General features: G+C 64.5%; 16 protein-coding genes. 11 read left to right on the top strand and 5 right to left on the bottom strand.

Annotated elements, in window-relative coordinates:
• Window positions 1-170: 170 nt before the first annotated feature.
• The 6 genes from V2L18_RS12215 to V2L18_RS12190 all read left to right on the top strand — a co-directional run bounded on the left by V2L18_RS12215 (window position 171) and on the right by V2L18_RS12190 (window position 14,608).
• Window positions 171-10,709 (top strand): right-handed parallel beta-helix repeat-containing protein, encoded by a 10,539-nt coding sequence (locus tag V2L18_RS12215; RefSeq protein WP_336178536.1) that lies wholly within the window; start codon window positions 171-173, stop codon window positions 10,707-10,709.
• Window positions 10,710-10,862: 153 nt separating this feature from the next.
• Complete coding sequence (locus V2L18_RS12210; protein WP_336178535.1) at window positions 10,863-11,363, top strand: tail fiber protein; 501 nt, start codon at window positions 10,863-10,865, stop codon at window positions 11,361-11,363.
• Between the two features lie 10 nt (window positions 11,364-11,373).
• A complete protein-coding gene (locus V2L18_RS12205) occupies window positions 11,374-11,898 on the top strand; it encodes a tail fiber protein (protein ID WP_336178534.1) in 525 nt (174 codons plus the stop codon).
• A 10-nt stretch (window positions 11,899-11,908) separates the two neighbouring features.
• Window positions 11,909-12,433 carry a tail fiber protein gene (locus tag V2L18_RS12200; protein ID WP_336178533.1) on the top strand — a complete coding sequence of 175 codons (525 nt, stop codon included), beginning with the start codon at window positions 11,909-11,911 and terminating at the stop codon, window positions 12,431-12,433.
• A gap of 107 nt (window positions 12,434-12,540) precedes the next feature.
• Entirely contained in the window at window positions 12,541-13,881 is a 1,341-nt protein-coding gene (locus V2L18_RS12195) for a hypothetical protein (protein WP_336178532.1), read from the top strand.
• Between the two features lie 169 nt (window positions 13,882-14,050).
• Window positions 14,051-14,608 carry a GNAT family N-acetyltransferase gene (locus V2L18_RS12190; protein WP_336178531.1) on the top strand — a complete coding sequence of 186 codons (558 nt, stop codon included), beginning with the start codon at window positions 14,051-14,053 and terminating at the stop codon, window positions 14,606-14,608.
• Between the two features lie 114 nt (window positions 14,609-14,722).
• On the opposite strand, the gene V2L18_RS12185 is transcribed toward V2L18_RS12190, so the two are convergent.
• Both V2L18_RS12185 and V2L18_RS12180 read right to left on the bottom strand, forming a co-directional pair.
• Window positions 14,723-15,016, bottom strand: a complete 294-nt coding sequence (locus tag V2L18_RS12185) for a hypothetical protein (protein WP_336178530.1) — start codon at window positions 15,014-15,016, stop codon at window positions 14,723-14,725.
• 154 nt (window positions 15,017-15,170) lie between these two features.
• The gene (locus tag V2L18_RS12180; protein ID WP_336178529.1) at window positions 15,171-15,563 is read right to left on the bottom strand and encodes a hypothetical protein; all 393 of its coding nucleotides are present in this window, start codon (window positions 15,561-15,563) and stop codon (window positions 15,171-15,173) included.
• 250 nt (window positions 15,564-15,813) lie between these two features.
• Here V2L18_RS12180 and V2L18_RS12175 point away from each other — a divergent pair, with 250 nt between their 5' ends.
• Window positions 15,814-16,623 carry a SapC family protein gene (locus V2L18_RS12175; protein WP_336178528.1) on the top strand — a complete coding sequence of 270 codons (810 nt, stop codon included), beginning with the start codon at window positions 15,814-15,816 and terminating at the stop codon, window positions 16,621-16,623.
• A 129-nt stretch (window positions 16,624-16,752) separates the two neighbouring features.
• Here V2L18_RS12175 and V2L18_RS12170 read toward each other — a convergent pair whose 3' ends face one another.
• Entirely contained in the window at window positions 16,753-17,304 is a 552-nt protein-coding gene (locus V2L18_RS12170) for an invasion associated locus B family protein (protein WP_336178527.1), read from the bottom strand.
• Between the two features lie 722 nt (window positions 17,305-18,026).
• Between V2L18_RS12170 and V2L18_RS12165 the strand changes: the two genes are divergently transcribed.
• Window positions 18,027-18,563, top strand: coding sequence for a single-stranded DNA-binding protein (locus V2L18_RS12165; protein ID WP_336178526.1), 537 nt, complete (start codon window positions 18,027-18,029; stop codon window positions 18,561-18,563).
• 235 nt (window positions 18,564-18,798) lie between these two features.
• On the opposite strand, the gene V2L18_RS12160 is transcribed toward V2L18_RS12165, so the two are convergent.
• Window positions 18,799-19,848: a cytochrome-c peroxidase gene (locus V2L18_RS12160; protein WP_336178525.1), complete on the bottom strand. Its 1,050-nt coding sequence runs from the start codon at window positions 19,846-19,848 to the stop codon at window positions 18,799-18,801.
• A 503-nt stretch (window positions 19,849-20,351) separates the two neighbouring features.
• Here V2L18_RS12160 and rplM point away from each other — a divergent pair.
• From rplM to V2L18_RS12145, 3 genes are all read left to right on the top strand, one after another.
• Window positions 20,352-20,816, top strand: coding sequence for a 50S ribosomal protein L13 (gene rplM, locus V2L18_RS12155; RefSeq protein WP_336178524.1), 465 nt, complete (start codon window positions 20,352-20,354; stop codon window positions 20,814-20,816).
• A gap of 2 nt (window positions 20,817-20,818) precedes the next feature.
• Window positions 20,819-21,298 carry a 30S ribosomal protein S9 gene (gene rpsI / locus V2L18_RS12150; protein ID WP_336178523.1) on the top strand — a complete coding sequence of 160 codons (480 nt, stop codon included), beginning with the start codon at window positions 20,819-20,821 and terminating at the stop codon, window positions 21,296-21,298.
• A gap of 573 nt (window positions 21,299-21,871) precedes the next feature.
• On the top strand, window positions 21,872-22,429 hold the full coding sequence (locus V2L18_RS12145) for a peroxiredoxin (protein WP_336178522.1): 558 nt from the start codon (window positions 21,872-21,874) through the stop codon (window positions 22,427-22,429).
• Between the two features lie 10 nt (window positions 22,430-22,439).
• Here the strand turns inward: V2L18_RS12145 and V2L18_RS12140 are convergent, their stop codons facing one another.
• Complete coding sequence (locus V2L18_RS12140) at window positions 22,440-23,087, bottom strand: DUF922 domain-containing protein (RefSeq protein ID WP_336178521.1); 648 nt, start codon at window positions 23,085-23,087, stop codon at window positions 22,440-22,442.
• Window positions 23,088-23,254 lie beyond the last annotated feature (167 nt).

Here is a 23,254-nt window from a genome sequence, read left to right as displayed (position 1 = left end):
CCCGATGTTGCCATATTGCAAAACGGCAACAGGCGTCTGGAAAGTGACGTATGGGAATAATGGAGGCGGGAATGTGGTTGAAGCGCAGAAAAGCAAGCGCTTAACGTGATTGCGTCTGTTTGTGGCTTGAGTCTTTCTGATTGTTTCGATCCCGCTTTTGTGAGGCCAATGTGTCGTCGTCGATTCATTCCGCAGGTGCCGGCACGTTGCGCTGTCGCCTGATGACCTCCTCGTGCGTCGCCGCGGCGGCGCTGAGCGTCGTTCCGGGCTTTGCGCATGCTGCAGACGGCGACAAGTGGCAGGGACACGCGGAAAGCGTCTTCCGGCCGGGCACGAACCGGATCGGCGGCTCGCTGGAGGCTTTCATCCCCCTCGGCCAGGATGAAGACTCGCTGTTTTTCCTCGATGCCCGCCAGGGCGCATCCGATCTGGTCGATATCTACGGCAACTGGGGTCTCGGCGTCCGGCAGATTTTCAGCCCCAACCTGATTCTCGGCGGCTACGTCTATTCCGACGCCACCTTGAAGGACGGCAACAGCTTCTTCGCCACCACGCTGGGCGTGGAGGCGATGACGCCGAACTTCGATGCGCGCTTCAACTTCCACGTTCCGATTTCGAAGGCGAAGACCAGTAGCGGCAGCAATTCCACGACGCTTTCCATCATTGATCACAGGCTCGTGGAGGAAACGCTTGATACCCTGCTGCGTGACAAGCCGATGTGGGGGTTCGACACGGAGGTCGGCGTCAAGCTGCCCGTGTCGCTCACCGCTGGCGATGATCTTCGGCTCTATGCCGGCGCCTACCATTACTGGGCGGATGACGTGCGCAACGTCACCGGTGGGCGCGGCACGCTGGAATACAGCCTGAACGACGTCTTCGGCATCGACGGTTCGACCCTGTCGCTCGGCGGCACGCTGTCTTACGACAATGTCGACCATGCGGCGCTCACGGGAGAAATCCGCCTGCGCGTGCCGTTGCAGACGGTTTTCGGCGGGGAAGGCGAACGGCCCGTGCTCTCGCCGCTGGAAGAGCGGATGACAGCGCGCGTGCGCCGCGATCTCGATATCCGGCTCGGCGAGGAGCGGGTCGGCGGCGGCGGATCCGTGACGCGGTTCGCGCAGGACGGAACCGGCACGGAATACGGCTACATCTATTACGCCGACGGCAATGGCACCGCCGGCGCGGGCACGGCGGCCGACCCGACCTCGATCGACGACGCGATCACGAATGCGACCGCCGTCGGCGGCACGACGACGGGGGGCATCGTCGTTCTCGACGGTGGCGCGGGCACGATCACGACGGCAGGCGTGACGCTGCAGGACGATCAGACGGTCGTGGGCGCCGGGAGCTCGATCGGTGTCCTCCTGTCGAACGGCTCCATCGTTTCCTTCGGCTTCGGCGGCACCAACGCCACCGTCCAGGGCACCGGCGTCGGGGCCGTCTTCACGCTCGCCAACAACAACACGCTGCAGGATTTCTCCATCACCGATGGCGGCACCGGCGTGTCCGGCTCCGGCATCGACGGTGCGACGATTTCCGGGGTCACGGTCAGCAGTTCGACCGGCAATGGCATGGATTTCTCCGACACCACCGGTGATATCACGATTGCCAACAGCACCATCGGCGGGCTGACCGGGGCGGGCGACGAGGTCGGCACCGACGGTATCTCCGCCTCGAATGTCGAAAGTCTCGCCATTTCCGGCTCCACCATCACCGGCGGTGCGGCCGGTTCGGCCATCGACGTGGACACCGGCGCGAACAACACCGAGCTTGCGATCGATACCTCCACGCTCGCCACCACGGGCGGTGTCGCGGTGGTCGATGCGAACGGATCCACTGGCGCCGGTACGCTCACCATCACCTCGCTTTCCGGCAACACCGTGCTTGGCGGCAACGGCGAGGACGGCGGTATCGTCGTCGATACCGCGACCTTCCAGGCATCGGGCGGCGGCGATGCGGCGGGCGGCGATACGACCATCGGCACCACGACCGACCGGATCAGCGGCTCCGGCCTCGTTCTCAACAATGTCGATGGCGGCATTGCGTTCGGGAACCTGAACATCGCCAATTCCGGCGGGGCGGGCGATTACGGCCTGTTCATCCAGGACGCGGGTTCCGGCTTCAACTTCTCCACCACCGGCGGCTCTATCGATTCCGTCGGCGGCACGGCGGTCAAGATCGACCCGGTGACGACCAACGTCACGTTGTCGTCCATCACCTCCACCAATGCCGACGGCGACGCCATCATCCTCGACCGCGTCTCCGGTGCCTTCAACGTGGTCGGCCAGACGACGATCACCAACGCCGGCGGCTGGGGCATCCGGATCGAGAACTCGGACGGCGACATCACCTTCGGTGACGTCGATATCGACACGCCGGGCACCGGCGGCATGTACCAGTCCGGCAATTCCGGCGACATCGTCTTCGGCAACGTCACCATCGGCACGCCCGGCTCCGTCGGCGTCGATTTCGAGGATGCCAATACCGGGCAGACCGTGTTCGGCAGCCTGACGATCAACGGGCTGACGGGCGGCACCACCGGCATCGATCTCACCGACGGCGGAACGACCACGACGGCCAATGTCATCATCGGTTCGCTCAATATTTCGGGCACCGGTGGCACCGGCATCGATATGACCGGCTCCACCAATTCCGGCAATGTGGGAACCACCGGAACCGGCACGATCACCGGGCTCGACATCGGCGTCGACATGACCAACGCCGCGATCACCGGTCTCTTCCAGTTCGGCGACGGCTCCAACCTCGACGGCGACGGCGCGGCCTCCACCATCGATGCCACGACCCCGCTGGTCGTTGCCGGTCTCAGCGGTGCCAGCGGCACCTACAATTTCAACGACGTGAACCTCGTCGGCGACACGTCCGGGCTGATCTCCAGCCAGACGGTCTTCTATGCCGACGCGAACGGCACCGGCACCGGCGCCACGATCAACGATACCGGATCGATCGCGGATGCGGAGGCCTCCGGCGCCGATGTCATCATCCTTGTGAATTCCAACGGTACGAGCGCCGACACCATCACGCTCGGCGGCGACGGAACGCTGACACTCGATGCCGGTCAGGACCTGATGAGCTTCGCCACCGGCGACACGATCTCGCTTGCGGGCAGCGCGCCGGTGAACGTGCTGCTCTACGGCGTGTCGACGGACATCATCAATCCCTACACGGGCCTCGCGCCGACACTGACCACGGTGACGGTGGGCGCCGACACGCTGACGCTCGGCGACGGCAACCTCGTCTCCGGCGTAAACCTGACGAACGGCGGCGGCGCGGGGGCGGCGGCGATTTCGGGCAACGGCATCGCGGGCGTCACGATCTCCGGAACCACGATTGCGAATTCGACCGGCGACGGCATCGTGCTTACCGGCGCCTCCGGCGCGATCTCGCTGGCGGATGTCAACGTGACGGGCGCAGCCGGCACCGGCCTCCAGCTCACCAACGTTACGGGTACGGTCGCGGCCAGCAATTCCACGGTGAGCGGCAGCGGCGGCTCGGGCATTCTGATCGACGGCGGCAGCCAGAACATGACGCTCGGCATCGATCTCAGTTCTTCCGCCGATACCGGCCTGCTGATCGGCAACCGTACCGGCGGAACGGTCACCTATACCGGAACGATTGATGAAACCGACGGTGTCGATCGCGGCATCGACATCAATTCCAATACCAACTCTTCCTTCGTGTTCCAGAATACCGTCGATATCGTCAGCGACGGGGCAAACGAAGGTGTTCTGCTCAGCAACACCGGAGGGGCGGTCTCCTTCAACGGCGGCCTTTCGGTTCAGACCGACGAAGGATTCGCGCTCTATGCGAGCGGCATCGAACTCAACATCGCGGGAGCCTCGAACACGCTGGCGTCATCGTCGGCCGGTGGCCTGATCCTCGATACGGTGAGCACGTCCGGCGGTATAACCCTTTCCTTGGTTTCGAGCGGAGGCATCGGCTCCGGCATCAACGACAATGAAGGGATCTATGTCTCCGGATTGTCCGGCTCAGGGGCACTCACCATCGCAAGCGCCACTCTGAGCGATGCCTATTCCGCAGGAGTTTACCTGCAGGACATCACGACCACCGGCGCCTTCACGATCGGTTCCCTCACGATTGACAACGCGGGATCCTACGGCGTCAGGAGCGTGGGCGGGCATACCGCGGAAATCAATCTAGGATCGACCGCCGGCGGCCTTTCCGTGGATGGAGGACTTCTCGGTCTTTCGTTCGAGGGCTCTCATGCCGCCGTCAATCTGGGCACCGGCGCGGGCGGTCTGCAACTGGGCGCAACGACGGCGATCGGCGGCGATGCTCTTGTTTTTGCGGCGAACAGCACCGGCACTTTCGCTGTCGGTAACGCTGGCGTCACGTCGCAGATCGATGTCACATCCGGTTCCGCGGCCGCCGACGGCATCGGCTATCTCAATTCCGATGCGAACGTCACCCTGACCAATGTCGCGATCTCGGGTGCCGGCGGCTACGGTTTGAACGTCAGCGACGATGACGGCATCGGCCTGGTCACGATTGCCGGCACCAACACCATCGACGGAACCGGGCTTGGCGGTGTTTCGTCCACCGGCGCCAACGTCTCGCTGTCCGGCCTTACCATCGGCGGAACCACCGCCGTTGGCGGCGCCGGCGTCGCCGTAGACGACGGCGGCCAGAGCATCGTCGCCGGGTTGACGGGCGTGTCTGTCGTCGATGCGACCGGTGCGGGCATCGATATCGACGGGTCCGGCGGCGGCTCGATCACAATTGATGCGTTTGCCAACAACTCCGTCGCCACGGCGGGCGGCGTGGGCGTCTCGCTCGACACCGTCACCTTCGATGCCGATGGCGGCACGGCCGGCGGCGGCGATGCGGATTTCACCGGCGATACCGTCAACGGCGGCACGCTGCAGGTCGGGCAGGGCGGCAGCGTTGCCGGCGCGGGCGTCAGCTTCGCCAACGTCTCGGGCGACGTCTCATTCGGCGCAGTCGACATTTCGTCCGTCGGCAATGCCTTCACGGTCACCGGCACCGGCGCGCTGAATGCGGGTGCTGGCACCGGCTTCCAGTTGGCGACCACCTCCGGCGCGATCAGCTCCTCAACCGGATCAGGCGTTTATTTCGATCCGTTCACGGCTAACGTGACCTTGACCTCGATCACCTCGAACGGCGGTCAGGGGCTGGTGCTCGATGCGATCGGCGGCAGCTTCACGGTGACCGGCGATGTTACCGTGAATGGCGCGACGGGCAACGGCGTCGATATTTCCAATTCGTCCGCAACCGTCCAGATCCAGGGCACGACCACGGTCACGAGTCCCAATGGCGACGGCATCGCGCTCACCGACAATTCAGGCACGGTCACCTTCAATGCGGTCTCGATTTCCAATCCGAACGGCGTAAGCAGCGGCGTCGGCATCGATGTCGAGGGCACCAATGCCGCGATCGCCTTCGGCAATGTCTCGATCACCGGGCTTGGCGACGACGACACCGGCCTCGATCTGTCGGGCGCGACGCTGACCGGCGCGCTGCTGGTCAATTCCATCGCCATCCAGGGCGTATCCTCCACCGCAACCGATGTCGAGAATTCCATCGGCGTCAATCTCACCGGCGTCCTCGGTAACCAGATCGTCTATCTGGGCAGCCACGCCACGCCCGCCTCCGGCCCCTCGGCCTCCATCGTCAACCTGGAAACCGGCGTTCTCATCGACAACACCGCCGCCGTGCAGTTCGCCTTCGGCGACGGCGAGAGCACGTCCGATGTGGCGAGCGTCATTTCCGTCGTCACGGGCGGCTTTACGATCGATGCCGGCTCCGGCACGCTGGGCGCCTCGACCTTCGATTTCTCCGACGTCACGTTCACCGGCGATCCGAACTTCCCGTCGGCGACCAGCTATATCTTCGTCAGCGCGACGGCGACGAACGGAACGGGTGACGGCAGCTATGCCAATCCCTATTCGGTGTCGGATGCGGATGCGATCCTCACGAGCACCGCGAGCTTTGTGTTCCTCGACGGCGTCTACGATTTCGCGACGCTGAACGGCGGCAACGCCTTCACGCTTTCCGGCGACCAGACCGCGCAGGGCCTCGCCTTTGCGAACGAGGTCACCTACGGCGTCAACCAGCCGGCCAATATCATCGGCGATTTCGGCTCGGGCCTCGGCGGCACGATCACCGGTTCCGGCAGTCAGGAATTCAGCAACACCGGCAACGCCACCGTCTTCGATCTGCAGGGCAACAACCGGCTGAGCTATGTCACGGTCGATGCGTCCTCGCTGACGGGCGATGCGATCACCGCGTCCAGCCACGGCGGGGCGGTGACGGTCGAGGAAGTCGAGGCGACGAACCTTGCCGCAAGCTCGGCCATGTTCTCCTTCACCGGCCTGACCGGCGGTGTCTTCGTTCAGGACAGCCAGGTCACGATCAGCCAGGGAACCCTGTTCCAGATCTCCGGCGGCACGGCCACCTACACCTTCGATGCCGGCACCATCGCCACGACGAGTGCGGCGGGCTTCCTGTCGGTCACCGGCTCGGCGACGCTGCTCGATGTCTCCGGCACCACGGGCGGCAGCGTCACCGCCACGGGGCTGAGTTCGCAAGGCACAGGCTCCGCGCTCGTTGCCGACGACAACGACGCGACCATCGATTTCACGGGGCTTTCGGCGACCAACCACACCGGCGCCAACGCGATCTTCGATATCGATACCGGCACGGGCGGTTCGACCGGCGCGATCACCTTCGACGCGACGTCGGCCTTCTCCACGGGCAACACCGCGACGATCTTCGAGATCGGCGCCGGTGCGCGCAACATCGATGCGGATGCGGTCGATATCACGCTGACGGGGGCTGTTCGCGAGGCCATCGCCCTTACCGGCCAGTCCGGCGGCGCAATCAGCTTTGGCGCGATCTCCTATGACGGCACCGGCGCAACCGGGGCCTCGGTCATTGCGGTCAGCGGTCAGAGCGGCGGCACGCTTACCTTCGGCGCGGTCAATATTGGCTCCACGACGGCCTTCAACAATTCCGGCAACACGGCGGTGAGCCTCGCCGGCTCGGGCGGCACGGTCACGTTCGCCGATCTCGATATCGTCACCGCGGCAGGCGGCGGCCTCAGCGCCGGCGGCATCACGCTCGATATCAACGGAACGTCGACGATTTCGGCGACCGGCGGCACGGCGCTTTCTCTGTCGGGCACGACGATCGACGCCGGCGGCATCACCTTCACCTCGCTTGCGTCGAGCGGGGCGTCGGGCGACGGCGTCTCCGTCCAGAACGCGACCGGCGGCGCGCTGTCGCTCGGCACCATCGACATCGACGGCTCGGGCGGGGCAGGGGTGGTCCTTTCGGGCAACGCCGCGACCGTTTCGATCGCCGGAGGCACGATCGACGGCACCACCGGCAACGGCATCACCATCACCGACACGGCGGCCTCGGTCACCGGCGTCACCTTTGGCGGAACGACCGCCATTGGCGGCAACGCCGTGGCTGTTTCCAATACGGACGCGACGGCGCGCACCGTCACGCTGACCTCTCTTTCGAGCGGCGCGACGACCGCGATTTCCGGAGCGGGCATTTCCGCATCCTCCACCGGCGCGGGCACGCTGACGCTGTCGGTGCAGGGCGCCAATCTGGCATCCACCGGCGCCGCCCTCGTCACGACGGACGGCGGCACGGCCGGCCAGCTCGTGCTCGATCTCGGCTCTTCCTCCGCCAACACATTCGAGCGAGGCTCCAGCGGGGCGACGGTCTCGATCACTGGCGGCGCGGCCAATTCCACGATCCTCTCCGCGCTTGGCGGATTGACCGTCACCGGCAACGGCACCGGCGGCGGCGTTCTGTTCGACCAGGTGACCTTCGACGCCAGCGGCACGGCGCTTTCGGGCACGGCCGTCACCGCTTCGGGCGCGGTCCAGATCGGCCAGGATGCCTCGAACCGGGTTGCGGGCGATGGGCTGCGCTTCGATGCGCCGGAAGGCAGGCTCGACCTCGGCGATCTCGACATCTACAACGATGCCGGCACCGGCCTCTATGTCGATACCAAGACCAACGGTACGACCTTCACGCTGACCAATTCGGTCGCCACCAGCAACGTCGACACCACCAACGGCACGGCGATGTTCCTCGATCCGCTGTCGGCGGATCTGACGTTCAACACCGTGTCCTCCACGGGCGCTTCCGATACCGGGGTCACCTTCGACGGTGTGACCGGCATCGGTACCGGCTCCAACGCGGTGACCATCACGACGCTGAACATTTCGGGTGCGACGCTGCAAAGCGTGCTGGTCCAGGATTCCTCCGGCAGCTTCTCGCTGGGCAATGCCACCATCAACAGCGCCACGTCGATTGGCTTGGAAATCAACGGCGGCAGCGCCGACGTGAGTTTCGGGGCCGGATCCTCGCTCACGCAGACCGGAGCAGGGGCTGCGGTGCAGGTCTTGGGCGGGCACACCGGCAGCCTGACCTATTCCGGTTCGATCAACGCCACGAACGGCACGGGACTGCAATTCAACAACGCCGACGGCACCAGCTATGCCTTCAACGGGGCTGTGACGCTCAACGGCGGCGGTGCGGGCATCGATATTTTCAACGGTTCGGATGCGGCGTTCACCTTCTCAAACACCAACATCACGACATCGACCGACGCCGGCCTTGTCATCTTCAACGCCAATGTCTCTGCGCTGACCTTCGGCGGTTCGATCACCCAGACGGGCACAAGCTCGGCGATCAACATCTCCAGCGCGACAGGTGGCATTCACAACATTTCCGCGGATATCACCGCGAACACCGACACTGCGGACGCCATAACGATCGCCTCCACCGGCACATTCAACTTCACCGGCGATCTCGACCTCACGACCTCCAGCGGCTCGGGCTTCTCTATGACCGGCGGCACGCTGTCCATCACCGGCACGAACACCTCCGTTTCCACCTCTTCGGGGCAGATCCTCTCGCTGTCGGGCACGACCATCGCCGCCGGCGGCGTCACCTTCGACACGCTGACGGCGACCGGAACGGTCACCTCGAACGCGATTGTCCTCAACAATGTCTCGGGCCCAGGCTCGATCTCGGTCACGGGCACCACGTCGATCACCGATCCCGGCGCGGCTGCGGTGCTGGTTTCCGGCACGCTCGGCGCGGACGTCACCTTCGCGGATCTCAACATCGCTCTTCAAAGCGACAATTCCATCGGCATCGACCTCTCCGGCGCGACGATCAATGCCGACATCACCGCCGGCGATTTCGACCTGACGAGCAGCAGCGCGACGGGAACCACCGGTATCGATCTCGGAGGGACGACGGGCACCGGCACCATCCAGCTCGGTGACACGGCCGTAGGTGGCGGGGATGCGACCATCGCTGGCACTGTCGGCAATACCGGCGGCCCGACGACGGGCGTTCTCTTCTCCTCCACGACGAACGTCACCTTCGTCTTCGGCGACGGCGAGAGCGCAACCGATACCGGCTCCTCCATCACGGCGGTAACGCCTGTGGACGACGACGGCTCGGGACTGCCGTCTGGCGGCAGCTACAACTTCCTCGATGCGACGCTGACGGGCGACACCTCCGCGCTTTCGGGCGCCAGTTATTACGTGGTCGATACGGCCAACTCCGGTGGCACCGGCACGTTTGCCGATCCGGGTACGGTGGCGGGTGCGGAGGCGGCGAACGTCGATGTGATCGTCGTGATCGACACCACGGTCGACGGTTCCTCCACGACGCTCGATCTCGGCTCCGGCGCCTTCGATCTGGATCAGGACCAGATTCTGGTCGGGCTCGTGGCCGGCGAGAGCTTCGATCCGACGGCATACGGGCTGGCCGTGGGCGCGCCGGCGGCCTTCCAGTTTTCCGGCAGCTATTCCAGCGCCATCGCGGCCCCGAACACCGGTACGATCGACACCGTGGACGCGACGATCACCTCGTCGGGTTCCGCCACCGTCAATCTCAACGCCGCCGGCGGCAGCGTGGTGGACGGCATCCGCGCGACCAACACCTCATCCTCGTCCACCTCCGCCGTGGTGCGCGGTGCCCAGATCAACGGCTCGCTCCAGGTCAACAATTCAATGCTCACCCATTCCGGTTCCGGCCACGGCGTCTATCTCACGCATACGGCGGGCACCACGTTCACCACCACTTTCACGATCGACAACAACACGATCACGACCGGAACCACCCTGAACGATCACGCCGGCGTCACGATCGAAAGCTCCGCGACCTCCACCTCGGGCGTGATGAGCGGAACGGTCTCCAACAACACGATCAGCGGCGGTCATTACGGTATCTACATCCACCAGAATTCCGGTTTTGCCAGCCAGACCACGGTCGATATCGATACCAACATCATCTCCAATACCCGCAACGGCGTCTTCGTGGATCAGGAGGGCAACGGCCGCGCGGATGCGACGATCACGAACAACACGGTGAACTCGCCGCTGGACGTGGTCTCCAACGGCATCCTGTTCTTCGTCGGCAACTCCACCGCCCCGACGATCTGCGCCGACGTGACCGGCAACACGCTCACCAGCGGCTCCTCGGGCAATTCGATCTATTTCGACACGTACCCGTCGACGTCCCTGATCCTGCCGGGCTACGCGGGCGGCTCCACGAGCGAGGCGAACATTCGCAGCTTCCTTGATGGCAACAACACGGCGACGGTCAATTCCGCGGATGTATTCCTCGACAGCGGTGCGACCGCCTCCAGCGGGACGTGTACGCTTCCCTGAGGAAGCGTACACCGGGACGGTTTTTCGATATTTATTTTGTTAAAGCCGATAAGTGCCCTTGCGGTAATTTGATGCGTAGGGATAATGGAAAAAACGTATTGCAGACGTTTTTGTTGATTTCAGTTTTTCGTCTTTGGGAGGAGGCGTTACTTCATGGCCGAACCGTTCCTTGCCGAAATCAAGATCATCGGGTTCAATTTCGCGCCGCGCGGGTGGGCCTTTTGTGACGGTCAGATCCTGCCGATCAATCAGAACCAGTCGCTCTATTCGCTTCTCGGAACGACGTATGGCGGCGACGGGCGGACGACCTTCGCCCTGCCGGATCTGCGCAGCCGCACGCCCGTCCACAGGGGGGAAAGCTACGCGCTTGGCGAGAAGGGCGGAGAGGAAACGGTCACGCTGACTGTCTCCGAGATGCCCGAGCATTCGCATTTCGTCACGGGGTCCGTCACGGAGGCCAATCAGCGCTCACCGGATCAAACCGTGTTCGCCAAGTCTCCCATGGTTTATGCCGAGCGCGTTTCCGGTTCCGTCGCGCTGCGCAGCGGTACGGTTCTGAATGTCGGCGGCAGCCAGGCGCACAACAACATGCAGCCCTATCAGACGCTCGCATTCTGTATCGCCATTCAGGGACTGTTTCCGTCGCGAAACTGAGGGGGCATTCATGTCTGAACCATTTGTCGGCGAAATCCGCATGTTTGCGGGCAATTTCGCGCCGCGCGGCTGGGCGTTTTGCGATGGGCAACTCCTTGCCATCAGCCAGAACGATGCCCTGTTTTCCCTGTTCGGCACGATCTACGGCGGCGACGGGCGCACGACGTTCGGCCTTCCGGACTTGCGCGGGCGCATACCTCTCCATCAGGGGCATGGGCCGGGCTTGAGCGAGCGCCGGCTCGGTTCAAAGGGGGGCGGGGAAAATGAGACGCTGACGGTCAATCAGATGCCGTCGCACACCCATACCTTCTACGCCACGACGCTGCCGGGGGAGCCGGATGGCTCGCTGGTCGAGCGCTCGGTGGCGAACACGGAGGGCTTCAACGAGTATCTGGCCGCTGAGATGCAGACGGTGAGCCTTGCCACTTCCGCGATGACCAGCGTCGGTGGATCGCGCTCGCACGGAAATCTCATGCCGGCACTCTGCGTGAACTTCATCGTCGCGCTTTTTGGTGTCTTTCCCAGCCGCACCTGAGGAGAACCGCATGTCCGAACCATTCATTGCGGAAATCCGCATCTTCGCCGGCAATTTCGCTCCGCGCGGCTGGGCTTTCTGCAACGGCCAGCTGCTGCCGATTTCTCAGAATACGGCGCTGTTTTCGCTGATCGGAACCACTTATGGCGGCGACGGCAGCACGACGATGGCCCTTCCGAACATGATGGGGCGTTCGCCAATGCACCCGGGGCGCGGGCCGGGTTTGACCAGCCGGAGATTGGGAGAGAAGACGGGAAGTGAGCGGGTGACGCTCACCGAGGCCACAATGCCGAACCACAGGCATTCTGTTCGCGGCACGACGTCTCGCGCAGGCGAGTTTGTGCCCGCAGACACGATGGCGCTGGCGCGCTCCTCGAGCCCCATCTACCAAACCGAGACGGAAGCCAACCTGACCTATATGGAAAGCAATATTCTGTCCTACGTCGGAGGCACCCAGTCGCACGAGAACATGCAACCGTATCTCGTATTGAATTTCATTATTGCATTGGTGGGGCTTTACCCCTCGCGGAGCTGAGCGCGGATATGCGCCAGGGCGGGGCGGGGCGCGGATATGCGCCGGAGCGGGGCTGAGGCGAATGGGGCGGTCGGGGAACCGGCCCTTACAAAGCGGAGGGATCGAACATGGTCGAAGAGGCTGCCGCAGTGGCCGGCGCGGGCGAAGGCTTGGCGCTGCTGGAAGATGATGTCGCGGTGCCGCCGTCGAACGATCCGGATGCGGTCGTCGCGTCCGCCGCGTTCCCGGATTTGCGCATTCTTGTGGCGGCGATGGTCGGCCAGGACGGTGCGCCCTGCAGGCTGGTGACCGTCGATCAGGAGCGCGCCAACGGCCCCTTTCCCCCGCCGGGTGCCGGAGAGCCGGTCAACGACGTCGCCTATGAGCCGATCCTTGCGACCGCAACGGCGAAGGACGGGCGGATCGCCATGGTCGCGGTGCGTGCCGACGACAAGGGCGTCGACTTCATCCTTCAGGAATCCGGCGAGTCCGTCTCCGGGCCGACGCACCCGAGTTCGCCCGGCGCGGAATGGGCCGACGCGCTTGATCTCGGCCGCCCCGCCGATGTCGCCTTCAAGGCGCTTTGCCTGGGGCTGGATGCGCAGGGGCTGATCAGCGTCTTCGGCGTTTCCCAGACAGGCGACGTCTGGTGGCTCCGCAAGAACCCGCCGCGGATCGTTGAGACGGAAGTGACAGTCACCCCGCCGGGGGCGAGCAACCCGATCACTGTCACGGTGGGCGAGCAGCGTCCCGCCGATCCGCCCTTCAGCGACTGGCAGAAGCTTGCCGGCGCCGTCGTGGCCAATCTCGCGCTGGCAAACAACATCGACGGTCGCATCCTGTTGCTGGCGATCACTGAAGGCAATGCCGGTGGCGATATCGTCTTCAATGAGCCGCGGGTGATGAATGCAACCCATCCGACGGATTGGTATGGCTGGGAACCTGTCGGCAACCGCGGTCTGGCTCCCTTCTCGCACATTGTTGCCTTGCCGGATGACAGCGGTGCGGTGAGTGTTTTCGCGGTGGATTCCCAGAAGGAAGTCTCGCACGCGCGACAGACCCGCGCCGGTGCGCGGGAATGGACAGAGTATACCCATCCGGGCCTTGGCCTTGCCGGCTTCGGAGTGATCGCAGCCGGCTTCGGTACCTCGGGCAACGTGGTCCTCGGGGCGGTGTCGGCAGAGGGGATTGCCTGGACGAACCGGGAAGTGTTTGCCGCGGACCGCACGTGGAGCGGATGGCAGCCGAGCGCCCGCGTGCCGGCGTCCGTTGCGCTGGAATTCGAGTATTCCGCCGACGAGGCCCTGTCGCTGTTTGGGCTGACACCTCCCGATTTGGAGGACGGGACGATCTGGATGATCACCCAGGCGGCCCCGGGCTCGACGGAATGGAGCGCGACGACCACGCCGATCCTGAAAGGCGCCGTCGCCATGTCGGTCGCCCGCGATCTGCGCCTGCCGGCCGGCTGATCCGCCGGGTTCTGGATCAGAAGGCGGGTTGCGGGCGGGAGCCGGTGCCGCAGCCGGTGCCACAGACGGTGTTTGAGCCGGAGTTGGAGCCGGACCTGGCGGTGCGCCCGATAAATCGCGGCGAGCGAGGGCTTGCCCGCGAGCAGACATTCGAAAAGGGAACGCGATCTTGGGGAGCAGAATCGACCTGCCGAGGGCAAAGGCCCACGGCCTGAGGTTTCGTTCGATCCAGCCCATGGATCACGAGTTCCTGCGTGCGCTCTATTCCAGCACCCGGGCGGAAGAAATGGCGCAGGTGCCCTGGCCGCAAGAGCAGCAGGCGCATTTCCTCAGCATGCAGTTCGAGGCCCAGCACGCCCATTATCAACGCCATTACAGCGATGCCGATTTCTGGGTGATTGAACGCGACGATGTCCCAGCCGGTCGGCTTTATCTGGGCGAAATGGAGGACGAGTTGCGCCTGATCGACATTGCGCTGATGCCGGAGCATCGCGGCAAAGGCCTGGGGACCGCCATGCTGTGCGACGTGATGGGGGCCGCAGCCGACCGCGGCAAGGCGGTGCGCGCCCATGTCGAAAAGACCAATCCCGCACGGCGTCTCTATGCGCGCCTGGGCTACCGGGTCATTGAGGACAAGCAGATCTATGATCTATTGGAGTGGCATCCGGAAAGAGGCGCGCACGCCATCATGCCGTTGCCGCAAGTCGCGCAAGACCATGTGAATTGACGTTTTCTGTCTGAAATCTGCGGCAATGCGTGGGGCGTGCCGATGCAAACGCGCGTACAGGCGGGCGATGGACCCACCGCGATCGCCGTCCGCGGCCGATCAGGTGAAGCACGATCAGGTGAAGATCGCCTCGTAGCCCTTGTCCTCGCCGAGCGATCCGACGGGGACCAGGAAGAGCGGAAGTTCGCCGATGGCCTCGTGCCGGATCGGATAGAGCCCCTGCGGCAATGCCGGGTCCTGCGGTCCCTGGAACAGGAGCGAAAACGCACCACCCTGGCGCACCGCCTTTCCCAGCGCGCTCGCCTCGCGCAGCACAAGGTCGATTTCCCCCGCGTCGGTGCCGATCTTGAAGGTCTCGCCGATCAGCGGGGTGAAGGTCGGCAGTTCGAGGGTGGCGAGGTCGGTCATGGATGGCCCTGTCGTTGGTCGCGTCGTCGGATGACGGGCGACGCACGTTCCGCCTTCGACGGCGGTCACCCGGCAGTCGAATTTGAAAAGAAAACGCTTCAGCCTGATGACCTTACGGCAATCGATTCCTGCCGCCAAGGCGTTTTGCGCGCTCTCAGCCGCCCTTCGGCTTGGGGCGTTTTATGATCCGCACCGGCGGAAAATCCGCAAGCCGGCGGGCGAGATCGGTCATGCGGGCATTGGCCCGGGGCGTCTCGGGCGCGGGGGCTTCGGGCGCCATGTCGCGTATCGCGGCGAAGGTGTTTTCCACCACGCCGTCGAACCCGCCATGGTAGAGCCCGGCGAGAAACTGAAGCGTCCGGGCGGCGGCATCGTCGAATTCCCAGTGGCAGGCCTCGAACCGGCAATCGCGGATCTTCGGCGGCTCGCCGCCGCGATAGACCAGCCGGCAGTCGCGAAAGCTGCAATTGTCGAGGCTTCGGCCGTCCATCACCATCGTTTCGTTGACGAAGTGCCTGCCTGAAATCGTCTTTTGGGTTTCGTTCACCCGTTGGCTCCAATAGACTGCGGCGTGTTCCGTCCGAACGTTCCTGGCGAACGTCGAGGGGGCCAGCGGATCATATCCGCGCGGCGCCCGCAACAGGTCGTGAACGCAAGGCATATTCAAGGCCGTGCCCCGCGCGGTGACGGGGTAGAGCCCCCGCGAGAATGCGCCTGTGGCCCCGATGCCGCCGGGCCCGTGCGATTCGGGGCGGATGATTGTTTGACGTGGAATTTGCGGTTCAGGACCAGATCTCATGACGGACGAGACGACGATCGAGGGCGCGAAGGCGCGCGAGGGCAAGGGCGGAAACGGCGCGGCCCCGGATTCGGGAGCGGATGCGTCGAAGGGCATTCTGCCGCTCTTCTATTCCGCGCCGGAGGCGCTGAGCCCGGAGCGCCACGCCGGACTGGGGCTCGATCCGGGTGAGGATGTGGGCTTCGCGGCCAAGACCCAGGCCGTGCCCATCACGCTTGCGGAGTTCCCCGCCGCCTGCCGCACCTATCCGATCGTCTTCGTCGGCTCCGGTACGCCGCAGCCGGTGGCGATCGTCGGCCTGCACCAGCACGAGAACCTGTTCGTCGAGGCGGACGGGCGCTGGACGGACGGCGCCTATGTGCCCGGCTACGTGCGCCGTTACCCGTACATTCTGGTTCGCGAGAACACCGGCGAGAATTTCGCGCTCTGCGTCGACCGGGCGAGCCCGCGGCTGCGCGAAGGCGGCGAGATGCCGCTTTTCGTGGATGGCAAGCCCTCGGAATGGACGGAAAAGGCGCTTGAATTCTGCGCCGCCTTCCAGCGTCAGGCGGGGGCGACGGAGGCCTTCGTCAAGCGGTTGCAGGAGCATGAGCTGCTTGTGCCGAACCAGGCCCAGTTCACGCTCAGGAACGGCGATACGGTGCGGATCGCGGACTATCTGGTAATCGACGAGCGCAAGCTCCAGACGCTGCCGGACGACGCGTTCCTGGCCCTGCGGCGCGACGGCGTCATCGCGGGCATCTATTGCCAGCTGATTTCATCGCAGTGCTGGTCAGATCTCGCCCGCCGCGCCCAGGCCGAAGCGTAGAACGCCACGGCCTGACCGGAACAGGCGGCTCATTTTTCGAAACGGCGCTGAGGCGCGCTCGCAAGAGCGCGTCTCGAAGGATGGGCCGCTCGCTCCGCCCGGATCGCATGGATCCGATCGAAAAGTCGCTTATCCGCCGAAGCTTGCCACGCGCTGATAGGCGTCGGCGAAGCCCTTGAGCGAGACGGGCACGACCAGTTCCTGGCGCTTGCTGCTTTCGAAGCTCACCTTCAGCTGCGTGCCCTTGCGCAGCGCGTCCAGCAGCTTGTCTTCGATCTCGGCGACGGCATAGGCGCCATTGGCGTCGCTCGTTTCCACCGTGACCTTCGTCTTCGCGCCGTCATCGACGGCGACGTTCACGCCCGCCGGGAAATACACCCCATGCGGCAGGCCGACGATGATGCGCGGGTGCTTTTCCTTTTCCTGCTTCTGTACGGCGATCGTGAGCAGCCGCTTCCCGGTGTCCTTCATCGCAAGTGTCTGCACCATCTGGCACTGGCCGCCATCGGCCGTGTCGGCACAAGAAACCGACCACAGTCGCGCGGTGCTCTCTGCCGCCGACTCGGCGGGCTTTCCCTGCGGCGCGCTCTGGGCAAGGGCGGCGGGCGCGCCGGCAAGGGCGATGCCGGCCGTCAGGATCGCGGCCGCAAGGCCAATGCGAAGCGGAAAGTGAGAAGGCATTCAAATGTCTCCAGTGCCAACGGTTCGACGGATGGTCAATTTTTGCCAGCCTAAAGCAACCCGTGTCGCGATGGAATGCGGCCGGGCGAAAAGACCACATGTCCTTGGCCGGTCAACGGGGCGGAACGGATCCCGGGGCAGGACGCGCGAGGGACGGGCGCGTGGTGGCGGGCGGCGGCGCGGATGCGGCCCTGCTCGTCGCTTGACTTGGAGGGAAAATGGAACAAAATAAGAACATTCGAAATGCGCATGTCGGGGCGACCCCAGGCGCTTGTGGAAAACGCGGTGGCGGCCGAGCGCTGCCTGCCGTGAGCGTTTAGGGTGAGGAGATGACTTCGACCCAACGGCAGCAGCGGCATAAGTCTCAAGAAGAGCGTGTTTGCCCGATTGCTGCGGGGGTGGGGCCGGGTTGCGTTGCGGCTGCCGGTCGCGTACTGCGTGCGCGAGGCCGGATCGTTTGCCGTCGCCACCTCAAAAAGGTGGGGCCCGCATAAAGGATCGGGCCGCCGCGCGGCAGCGATGCCTTCAAGCCGGAAGCCTTGGCTTAAGGGGCTGCTCTCGTTTGCACCCGCAAGGCGCGGCGAGGGATGGTCAATGCGGGCGGTTGAGGCGGCGGAACCGCCGGGGCGGCGCCGGGAACGACGAATTTGAAGCGACGAACGCAGCCAGCGCCGCCGGAGGCCCGGCGCGCGGCAAGCGTCAGCGAGTGGAATGGAGACATCATGGCTGGAAGCGTCAACAAGGTCATTCTGGTCGGCAATCTCGGAGCCGATCCGGAAATCCGCCGCACACAGGACGGCCGGCCGATCGCCAATCTGAGCGTCGCGACATCGGAAAGCTGGCGCGACCGCAACAGTGGCGAGCGGCGCGAGCGCACCGAATGGCACCGCGTCGTGATCTTCAACGAGGGCCTGTGCAAGATCGCCGAGCAGTATCTGAAGAAGGGCTCGAAGGTCTACATCGAGGGCCAGCTCCAGACCCGCAAGTGGCAGGACCAGAACGGCCAGGACAAGTACTCGACCGAGGTCGTGCTGCAGGGCTTCAACTCCGCGCTGACCATGCTTGACGGACGCGGCGAGGGCGGCGGCCAGGGCGGTGGTTTTGGCGGCGGTCAGAGCGGCGGCTCCGACTTCGGTCGCTCGCGCCCGGCCGATCCGGGCTACGGCGGCCAGGGCGGCGGCTACGGTGGCGGCCAGGGCGGTGCTCAGGGCGGAGCACGCCCGATGGCCGACGACATGGATGACGACATCCCGTTCTGATCGACGCCAGTTTCGATCGGAACAGAGACGTTTCGCGCGCAAGGGCCGGCCCGGCAACGGAGCCGGCTCTTGCCGTTTCAGGCAGATTCCGGCAGACGACGGGGCAGGGAGGGGCGCCATCGGCCGGCGGGCGATGGAGCAGCCCTTTCTCTGCCTTCGCTCCGCCCTGCGCCGACTAAAAAGGCCCGGGTCCATGCGGAGCCGGGCCAGTCGTCGCTCTGGGGCGAGCGCTCTGTTATTTCGCGACCATCAGCTCCGGCAGCGGCGTGGTGTCGGTTGACGCCGGCAGCAGCGGATATTCGACCTGCGGCTGCTCGCCGGTGAGCGTGTTGAGGAAGGCGACGATGGCCTCGATCTCGCCCTCGTTCAGCTCCTCGCCGAGCTGTGCGGTCCCCATCACGGCAACGGCCTGCTTCAGGTGCCAGACATTGCCGGAATGGAAATAGGGCGCGGTCAGCGCCACGTTGCGCAGCGGCGGCGCACGGAAGACGTATTCATCGCTCGCCGTGTCGGTCACCGCAAAGCGCCCCTTGTCGGCGCGCGGCAGGATGTCCGCTCCCGGCTGTTCGACGACGCCGAAGGGATAGTAGTCGTTGCCGCCGATGTTCACGCCGTTGTGGCAGGCGACGCACCCCTTGTCCATGAACAGCTTCAGGCCGTCCTTTTCGTCCGCCGTCAGCACCGTGGTGTTGCCTTCCAGATACTGGTCGAAGCGGGAGGCCGGCGTGATCAGCGTCGTCTCGAAGGCCTCGATGGCCTTGGCGACATTGTCGAAGGTGACAGGATCCTCTTCGCCGGGGAACGCGGCCTTGAAGGTCTCGACGTAGTCGGGAATGCTCTTGAGCACCTCCACAACGCGCTCCGGCTTGGAGTTCATTTCCACGCCGGCCTGGATCGGCCCCTTCGCCTGGGCCTTCAGGTCCTCCGCGCGGCCGTCCCAGAACTGGGCGACGTTGAAGAGTGCGTTCAGCACGGTGGGGGCGTTGCGCGGTCCCTTCTGCCAGCCGTGACCGACCGAGGTCGAAAGTCCGTCGGCGCCGGCCAGGCCGACATTGTGGCAGGTGTTGCAGGAAAGAAGGTGGGACGACGACAGCCGCGGATCGAAGAACAGCATCTTGCCGAGATGCACCTTGTCATGCGTGATCGCATTGTCCTTCGGCGCCGGTACCACCGTTGGTATCGGCTCGAAATACGATTTGGCATCTTCCAGAAGCTGATCCTGGGCAATGGCCGGTGCGGCCGAAGTCATCAGGACGACCGTCAACGACGCGAGTAGGCGTTTCATGGAAAGGGCCCCCTTTCTGGAGCGTCCGCACCGGCACGAGGCACGGCCGGACAGGATGTGCCGCCGGCGGTGCAACGCGGTTTCGAAAAAGGGAGGGTGACGTTGCGGCGCCGGCCCTTGGCAGGCCCAGCAGAGCATCGCGAAAGGGGCCGTCTCTTTGACGTGAATCAACTAAAAACTTTAAATCGAGAAATTCTAAGGTGAGCGAAAATCCAAGTCTTTTCAGAAGGCCCATAGGGGCGGGCATTTCGGAGGAGAGCTTTCCCGGCAAAATTATGTGGTAATAAAATACCTTTTTTACAAGATATTGTTTTGATTGGTTTTTTCAGAAACATTCCGCTTGACGCGTCGGCCGCCTCTCTATATTACCTCCACCGATCCCGCGTCGGCCGGGTCTTGTCGCCTGCGGCAATTCGCGCCGACGCCCAAACAGCAATTGTCCGGTCGCTGGAAGGCCTTTCCGGTCTTTCGGAAGTCGGACACCGTCATCTCGGATGCGAGTCATGAAGACCTTTTCTGCCAAACCGGCGGACATCGAGAAGAAGTGGATTCTGATCGACGCCGAAGGGCTTGTCGTCGGCCGCCTCGCCTCGCTGATCGCCATGCGCCTGCGTGGCAAGCACAAGGCCACGTTCACGCCGCATGTCGACTGTGGCGACAATATCGTCGTCATCAACGCCGGCAAGGTCGTGCTTACGGGCAAGAAGTACACCGACAAGAAGTATTACTGGCACACCGGTTTCCCCGGCGGCATCAAGGAGCGCACCGCGCGCGGCATCCTTGAGGGTCGTTTCCCGGAGCGTGTGCTGGAGAAGGCCGTGCAGCGCATGATGCCCGGCGGCCCGCTGACCCGCACTCAGCTCAAGAACCTCCGGATCTACTCCGGTTCCGAACACCCGCATGAAGCCCAGCAGCCCGAGCAGATCGACGTTGCTTCCTTCAATGCCAAGAATGCGAAGAGGGGCTGAGCATGGCTGAAGTGCAATCCCTTGAGGAACTGGGCGAAGCCATCGGCACGACCGCTGAGGCCGCTGCTCCGGTCCACGAGAAGAAGGTCGACGCGCAGGGCCGTTCCTACGCGACCGGCAAGCGCAAGGACGCGGTCGCCCGCGTCTGGGTGAAGCCGGGTACCGGCAAGATCACCATCAACAAGAAGGACTTCACGGCCTATTTCGGTCGTCCCGTCCTTCAGATGATCGTCCGCCAGCCGATCGTCACCGCCGATCGTGACGGCCAGTACGACATCGTCGCCACCGTTTCCGGCGGCGGCCTGTCCGGCCAGGCGGGCGCGATCCGCCACGGCATCTCCAAGGCGCTCACCTACTACGAGCCGGAGCTGCGCGCTGTCCTGAAGAAGGGCGGCTTCCTGACCCGCGACAGCCGCGTGGTGGAACGCAAGAAGTACGGCAAGGCCAAGGCCCGCCGGTCCTTCCAGTTCTCCAAGCGCTAATCGCTTTACCGGTTCGCCGGTATCGAGAAACCCGCCGGGATTTGCTCCCGGCGGGTTTTTTCGTTTTGTCGGAACGGACGTACGGATATTTCTGCTGCGGCCATCCTTTGCGACGACCCTTCGGGTCTCCTCTGGATGACGTTGAGAGTGTTGATGTTTTTCGAAGAATCCATCAACCCGATAACGTCATTCTGAGAACCGGCCCGAAAATGGTATCGGGCTGTGCGCTTTCGGTTATTCCCGCTCATGCCCCTCCACCGTCATTGCCCGGCGAAGTCCGGGCAATCCATCGCAGCCGCGGCATTTGGGGCACGCGCTGGATCACCCGGACAGAGCCGGGTGATGACGATGGAGGGTTGTGAAGGCGCGTGGAATTCGGGACGAACAACTGACTACCATTTTCGGGCCAGACTCCCAGGATGGCGTTGTGTTTGCTTTTGGTTTCACAGAAACAACAACATAGAAGCCCTCATCCTGAGGAGGCGCGTCAGCGCCGTCGCGGAGGATGGGCGGCTTGCTTTGCTCCGCGCGTGAATTGTTCCAAACTATCGCTGCGAAGACGAAGGAGCACCGATGACCGATTTGCACGCCCCGCCGTCCGGTCTGCCGCGGCCCGTCGATGATGGGGCCGCCGACCATCTGCCGGGCCGACGCCTGCCGCGCCTGTCGCTTGCCTCCACCGCGGGCGGCACTATCGATCTCGCCGCCATCCCCGGTCGCATCGTCGTCTACTGCTATCCGATGACCGGTCGCCCGGACGTCGCCCTGCCGGATGGCTGGGACACCATTCCCGGGGCGCGGGGCTGCACGCCGCAAAGCTGTTCCTGGCGCGATCATTACGCGGAGCTGAAGGCGCTGGGGGCGGAGGTTTTCGGTCTGTCCACCCAGTCGAGCGACTATCAGCGCGAGATGGTGGAGCGGCTGCACCTGCCGTTCGCCGTTCTGTCGGATGCCGGCGGCGACTTCCGTCGGGCGCTGGAGCTTCCCACCTTCGAGGCGGCCGGCATGACGCTTCTGAAACGGCTAACCTTCATTGCCCGCGATGGCGTGATCGAGGCCGTTCTCTATCCGGTCTTTCCAAGCGATGCGGACGTGGCCTGGGTCGCCGGAAAGCTCGGCGCAAAGGCCTGAACGAAGAAGCTCAGGGGCGGGTGAGGGCCACTTGCTGCCCGTCAGCCCGCTCAGGCTGCATCCCGCGCCTCGCGGCAACGAACAGCGGCAGCGCGTCGATTTCGGCGCCGTCGTGCCGGTCGAGCGCGTCGTTCTGGCGCTGGGCGCGGGCGTATTCCTCCTCCGCGATACCTGCCAGTGCCGCATCCACCCCGGCGCAGGTTTTCGCGCTCACCCGCCTGGCGCGCGCCTCGTAGCGGGCGGCATAGTCGAGAAAATAGCGCCGGTGCGTCAGTTCGTGGTGCTTCACGGTGGCGACGAACCGGGTCCAAAGCCGCTTCGTGCCCGCATCCATGCGGCGTTCGTTCTGGGCGTGGGGCAGGGTGATCGTGAAGTCGAGCCGGGTCTTCAGCGAGCCGACCCGGCACCCGGTCGAACGCGTGTCCGGAACATAGGAGAACCGCTGCTCCATCTCCAGAAGCCCCATCACCACCTCGCTGCCGGGTTGGGGAATCGGAAAGCGCGCCATGGACGCGACGACGGCTGCCGGCGTCGTGCCATGGACGGCGTGCCGCTTGTAGCGGGTCTTCGAAATCACCTCCGCCTTGGCGGCCGGCAGCGGCAGCGCGAGGCAGATGAGGGCGGTCAGCGTCAGGATCGACGTGGCGGCCGTTCTCATGCCAGTGTTCTCATGGCCGTGTTCTCCTCCTGCTGCCGCCATTGTCCCGATCCCGGCGCCAAAGGGCAAGGGTGGTTAGCGTACCCGCCGCAGCAGCCGTCAGGGGGCGACGTCGAAGTGCATGTTGCCGAAGGCGTCGGCTAACCCATTTCATCTTTTTCGATTTC

Source organism: Breoghania sp. JC706, from assembly GCF_037026715.1.
In the GTDB taxonomy this organism is placed as follows: Bacteria; Pseudomonadota; Alphaproteobacteria; order Rhizobiales; family Stappiaceae; genus Breoghania.
This window is presented reverse-complemented; position numbering and strand designations above follow the sequence as displayed.

What these genes read in the sequence shown, in the direction of transcription:
- V2L18_RS12145 (WP_336178522.1), top strand. Translation starts at nt 21,872, where the DNA reads ATGACCGATTTGCACGCCCCGCCGTCCGGTCTGCCGCGGCCCGTCGAT.
- V2L18_RS12185 (WP_336178530.1), bottom strand. Translation starts at nt 15,016, where the DNA reads ATGACCGACCTCGCCACCCTCGAACTGCCGACCTTCACCCCGCTGATC.
- V2L18_RS12170 (WP_336178527.1), bottom strand. Translation starts at nt 17,304, where the DNA reads ATGCCTTCTCACTTTCCGCTTCGCATTGGCCTTGCGGCCGCGATCCTG.
- V2L18_RS12210 (WP_336178535.1), top strand. Translation starts at nt 10,863, where the DNA reads ATGGCCGAACCGTTCCTTGCCGAAATCAAGATCATCGGGTTCAATTTC.
- V2L18_RS12160 (WP_336178525.1), bottom strand. Translation starts at nt 19,848, where the DNA reads ATGAAACGCCTACTCGCGTCGTTGACGGTCGTCCTGATGACTTCGGCC.
- V2L18_RS12200 (WP_336178533.1), top strand. Translation starts at nt 11,909, where the DNA reads ATGTCCGAACCATTCATTGCGGAAATCCGCATCTTCGCCGGCAATTTC.
- V2L18_RS12195 (WP_336178532.1), top strand. Translation starts at nt 12,541, where the DNA reads ATGGTCGAAGAGGCTGCCGCAGTGGCCGGCGCGGGCGAAGGCTTGGCG.
- V2L18_RS12175 (WP_336178528.1), top strand. Translation starts at nt 15,814, where the DNA reads ATGACGGACGAGACGACGATCGAGGGCGCGAAGGCGCGCGAGGGCAAG.
- V2L18_RS12205 (WP_336178534.1), top strand. Translation starts at nt 11,374, where the DNA reads ATGTCTGAACCATTTGTCGGCGAAATCCGCATGTTTGCGGGCAATTTC.
- V2L18_RS12165 (WP_336178526.1), top strand. Translation starts at nt 18,027, where the DNA reads ATGGCTGGAAGCGTCAACAAGGTCATTCTGGTCGGCAATCTCGGAGCC.
- V2L18_RS12140 (WP_336178521.1), bottom strand. Translation starts at nt 23,087, where the DNA reads ATGAGAACGGCCGCCACGTCGATCCTGACGCTGACCGCCCTCATCTGC.
- rpsI (WP_336178523.1), top strand. Translation starts at nt 20,819, where the DNA reads ATGGCTGAAGTGCAATCCCTTGAGGAACTGGGCGAAGCCATCGGCACG.
- rplM (WP_336178524.1), top strand. Translation starts at nt 20,352, where the DNA reads ATGAAGACCTTTTCTGCCAAACCGGCGGACATCGAGAAGAAGTGGATT.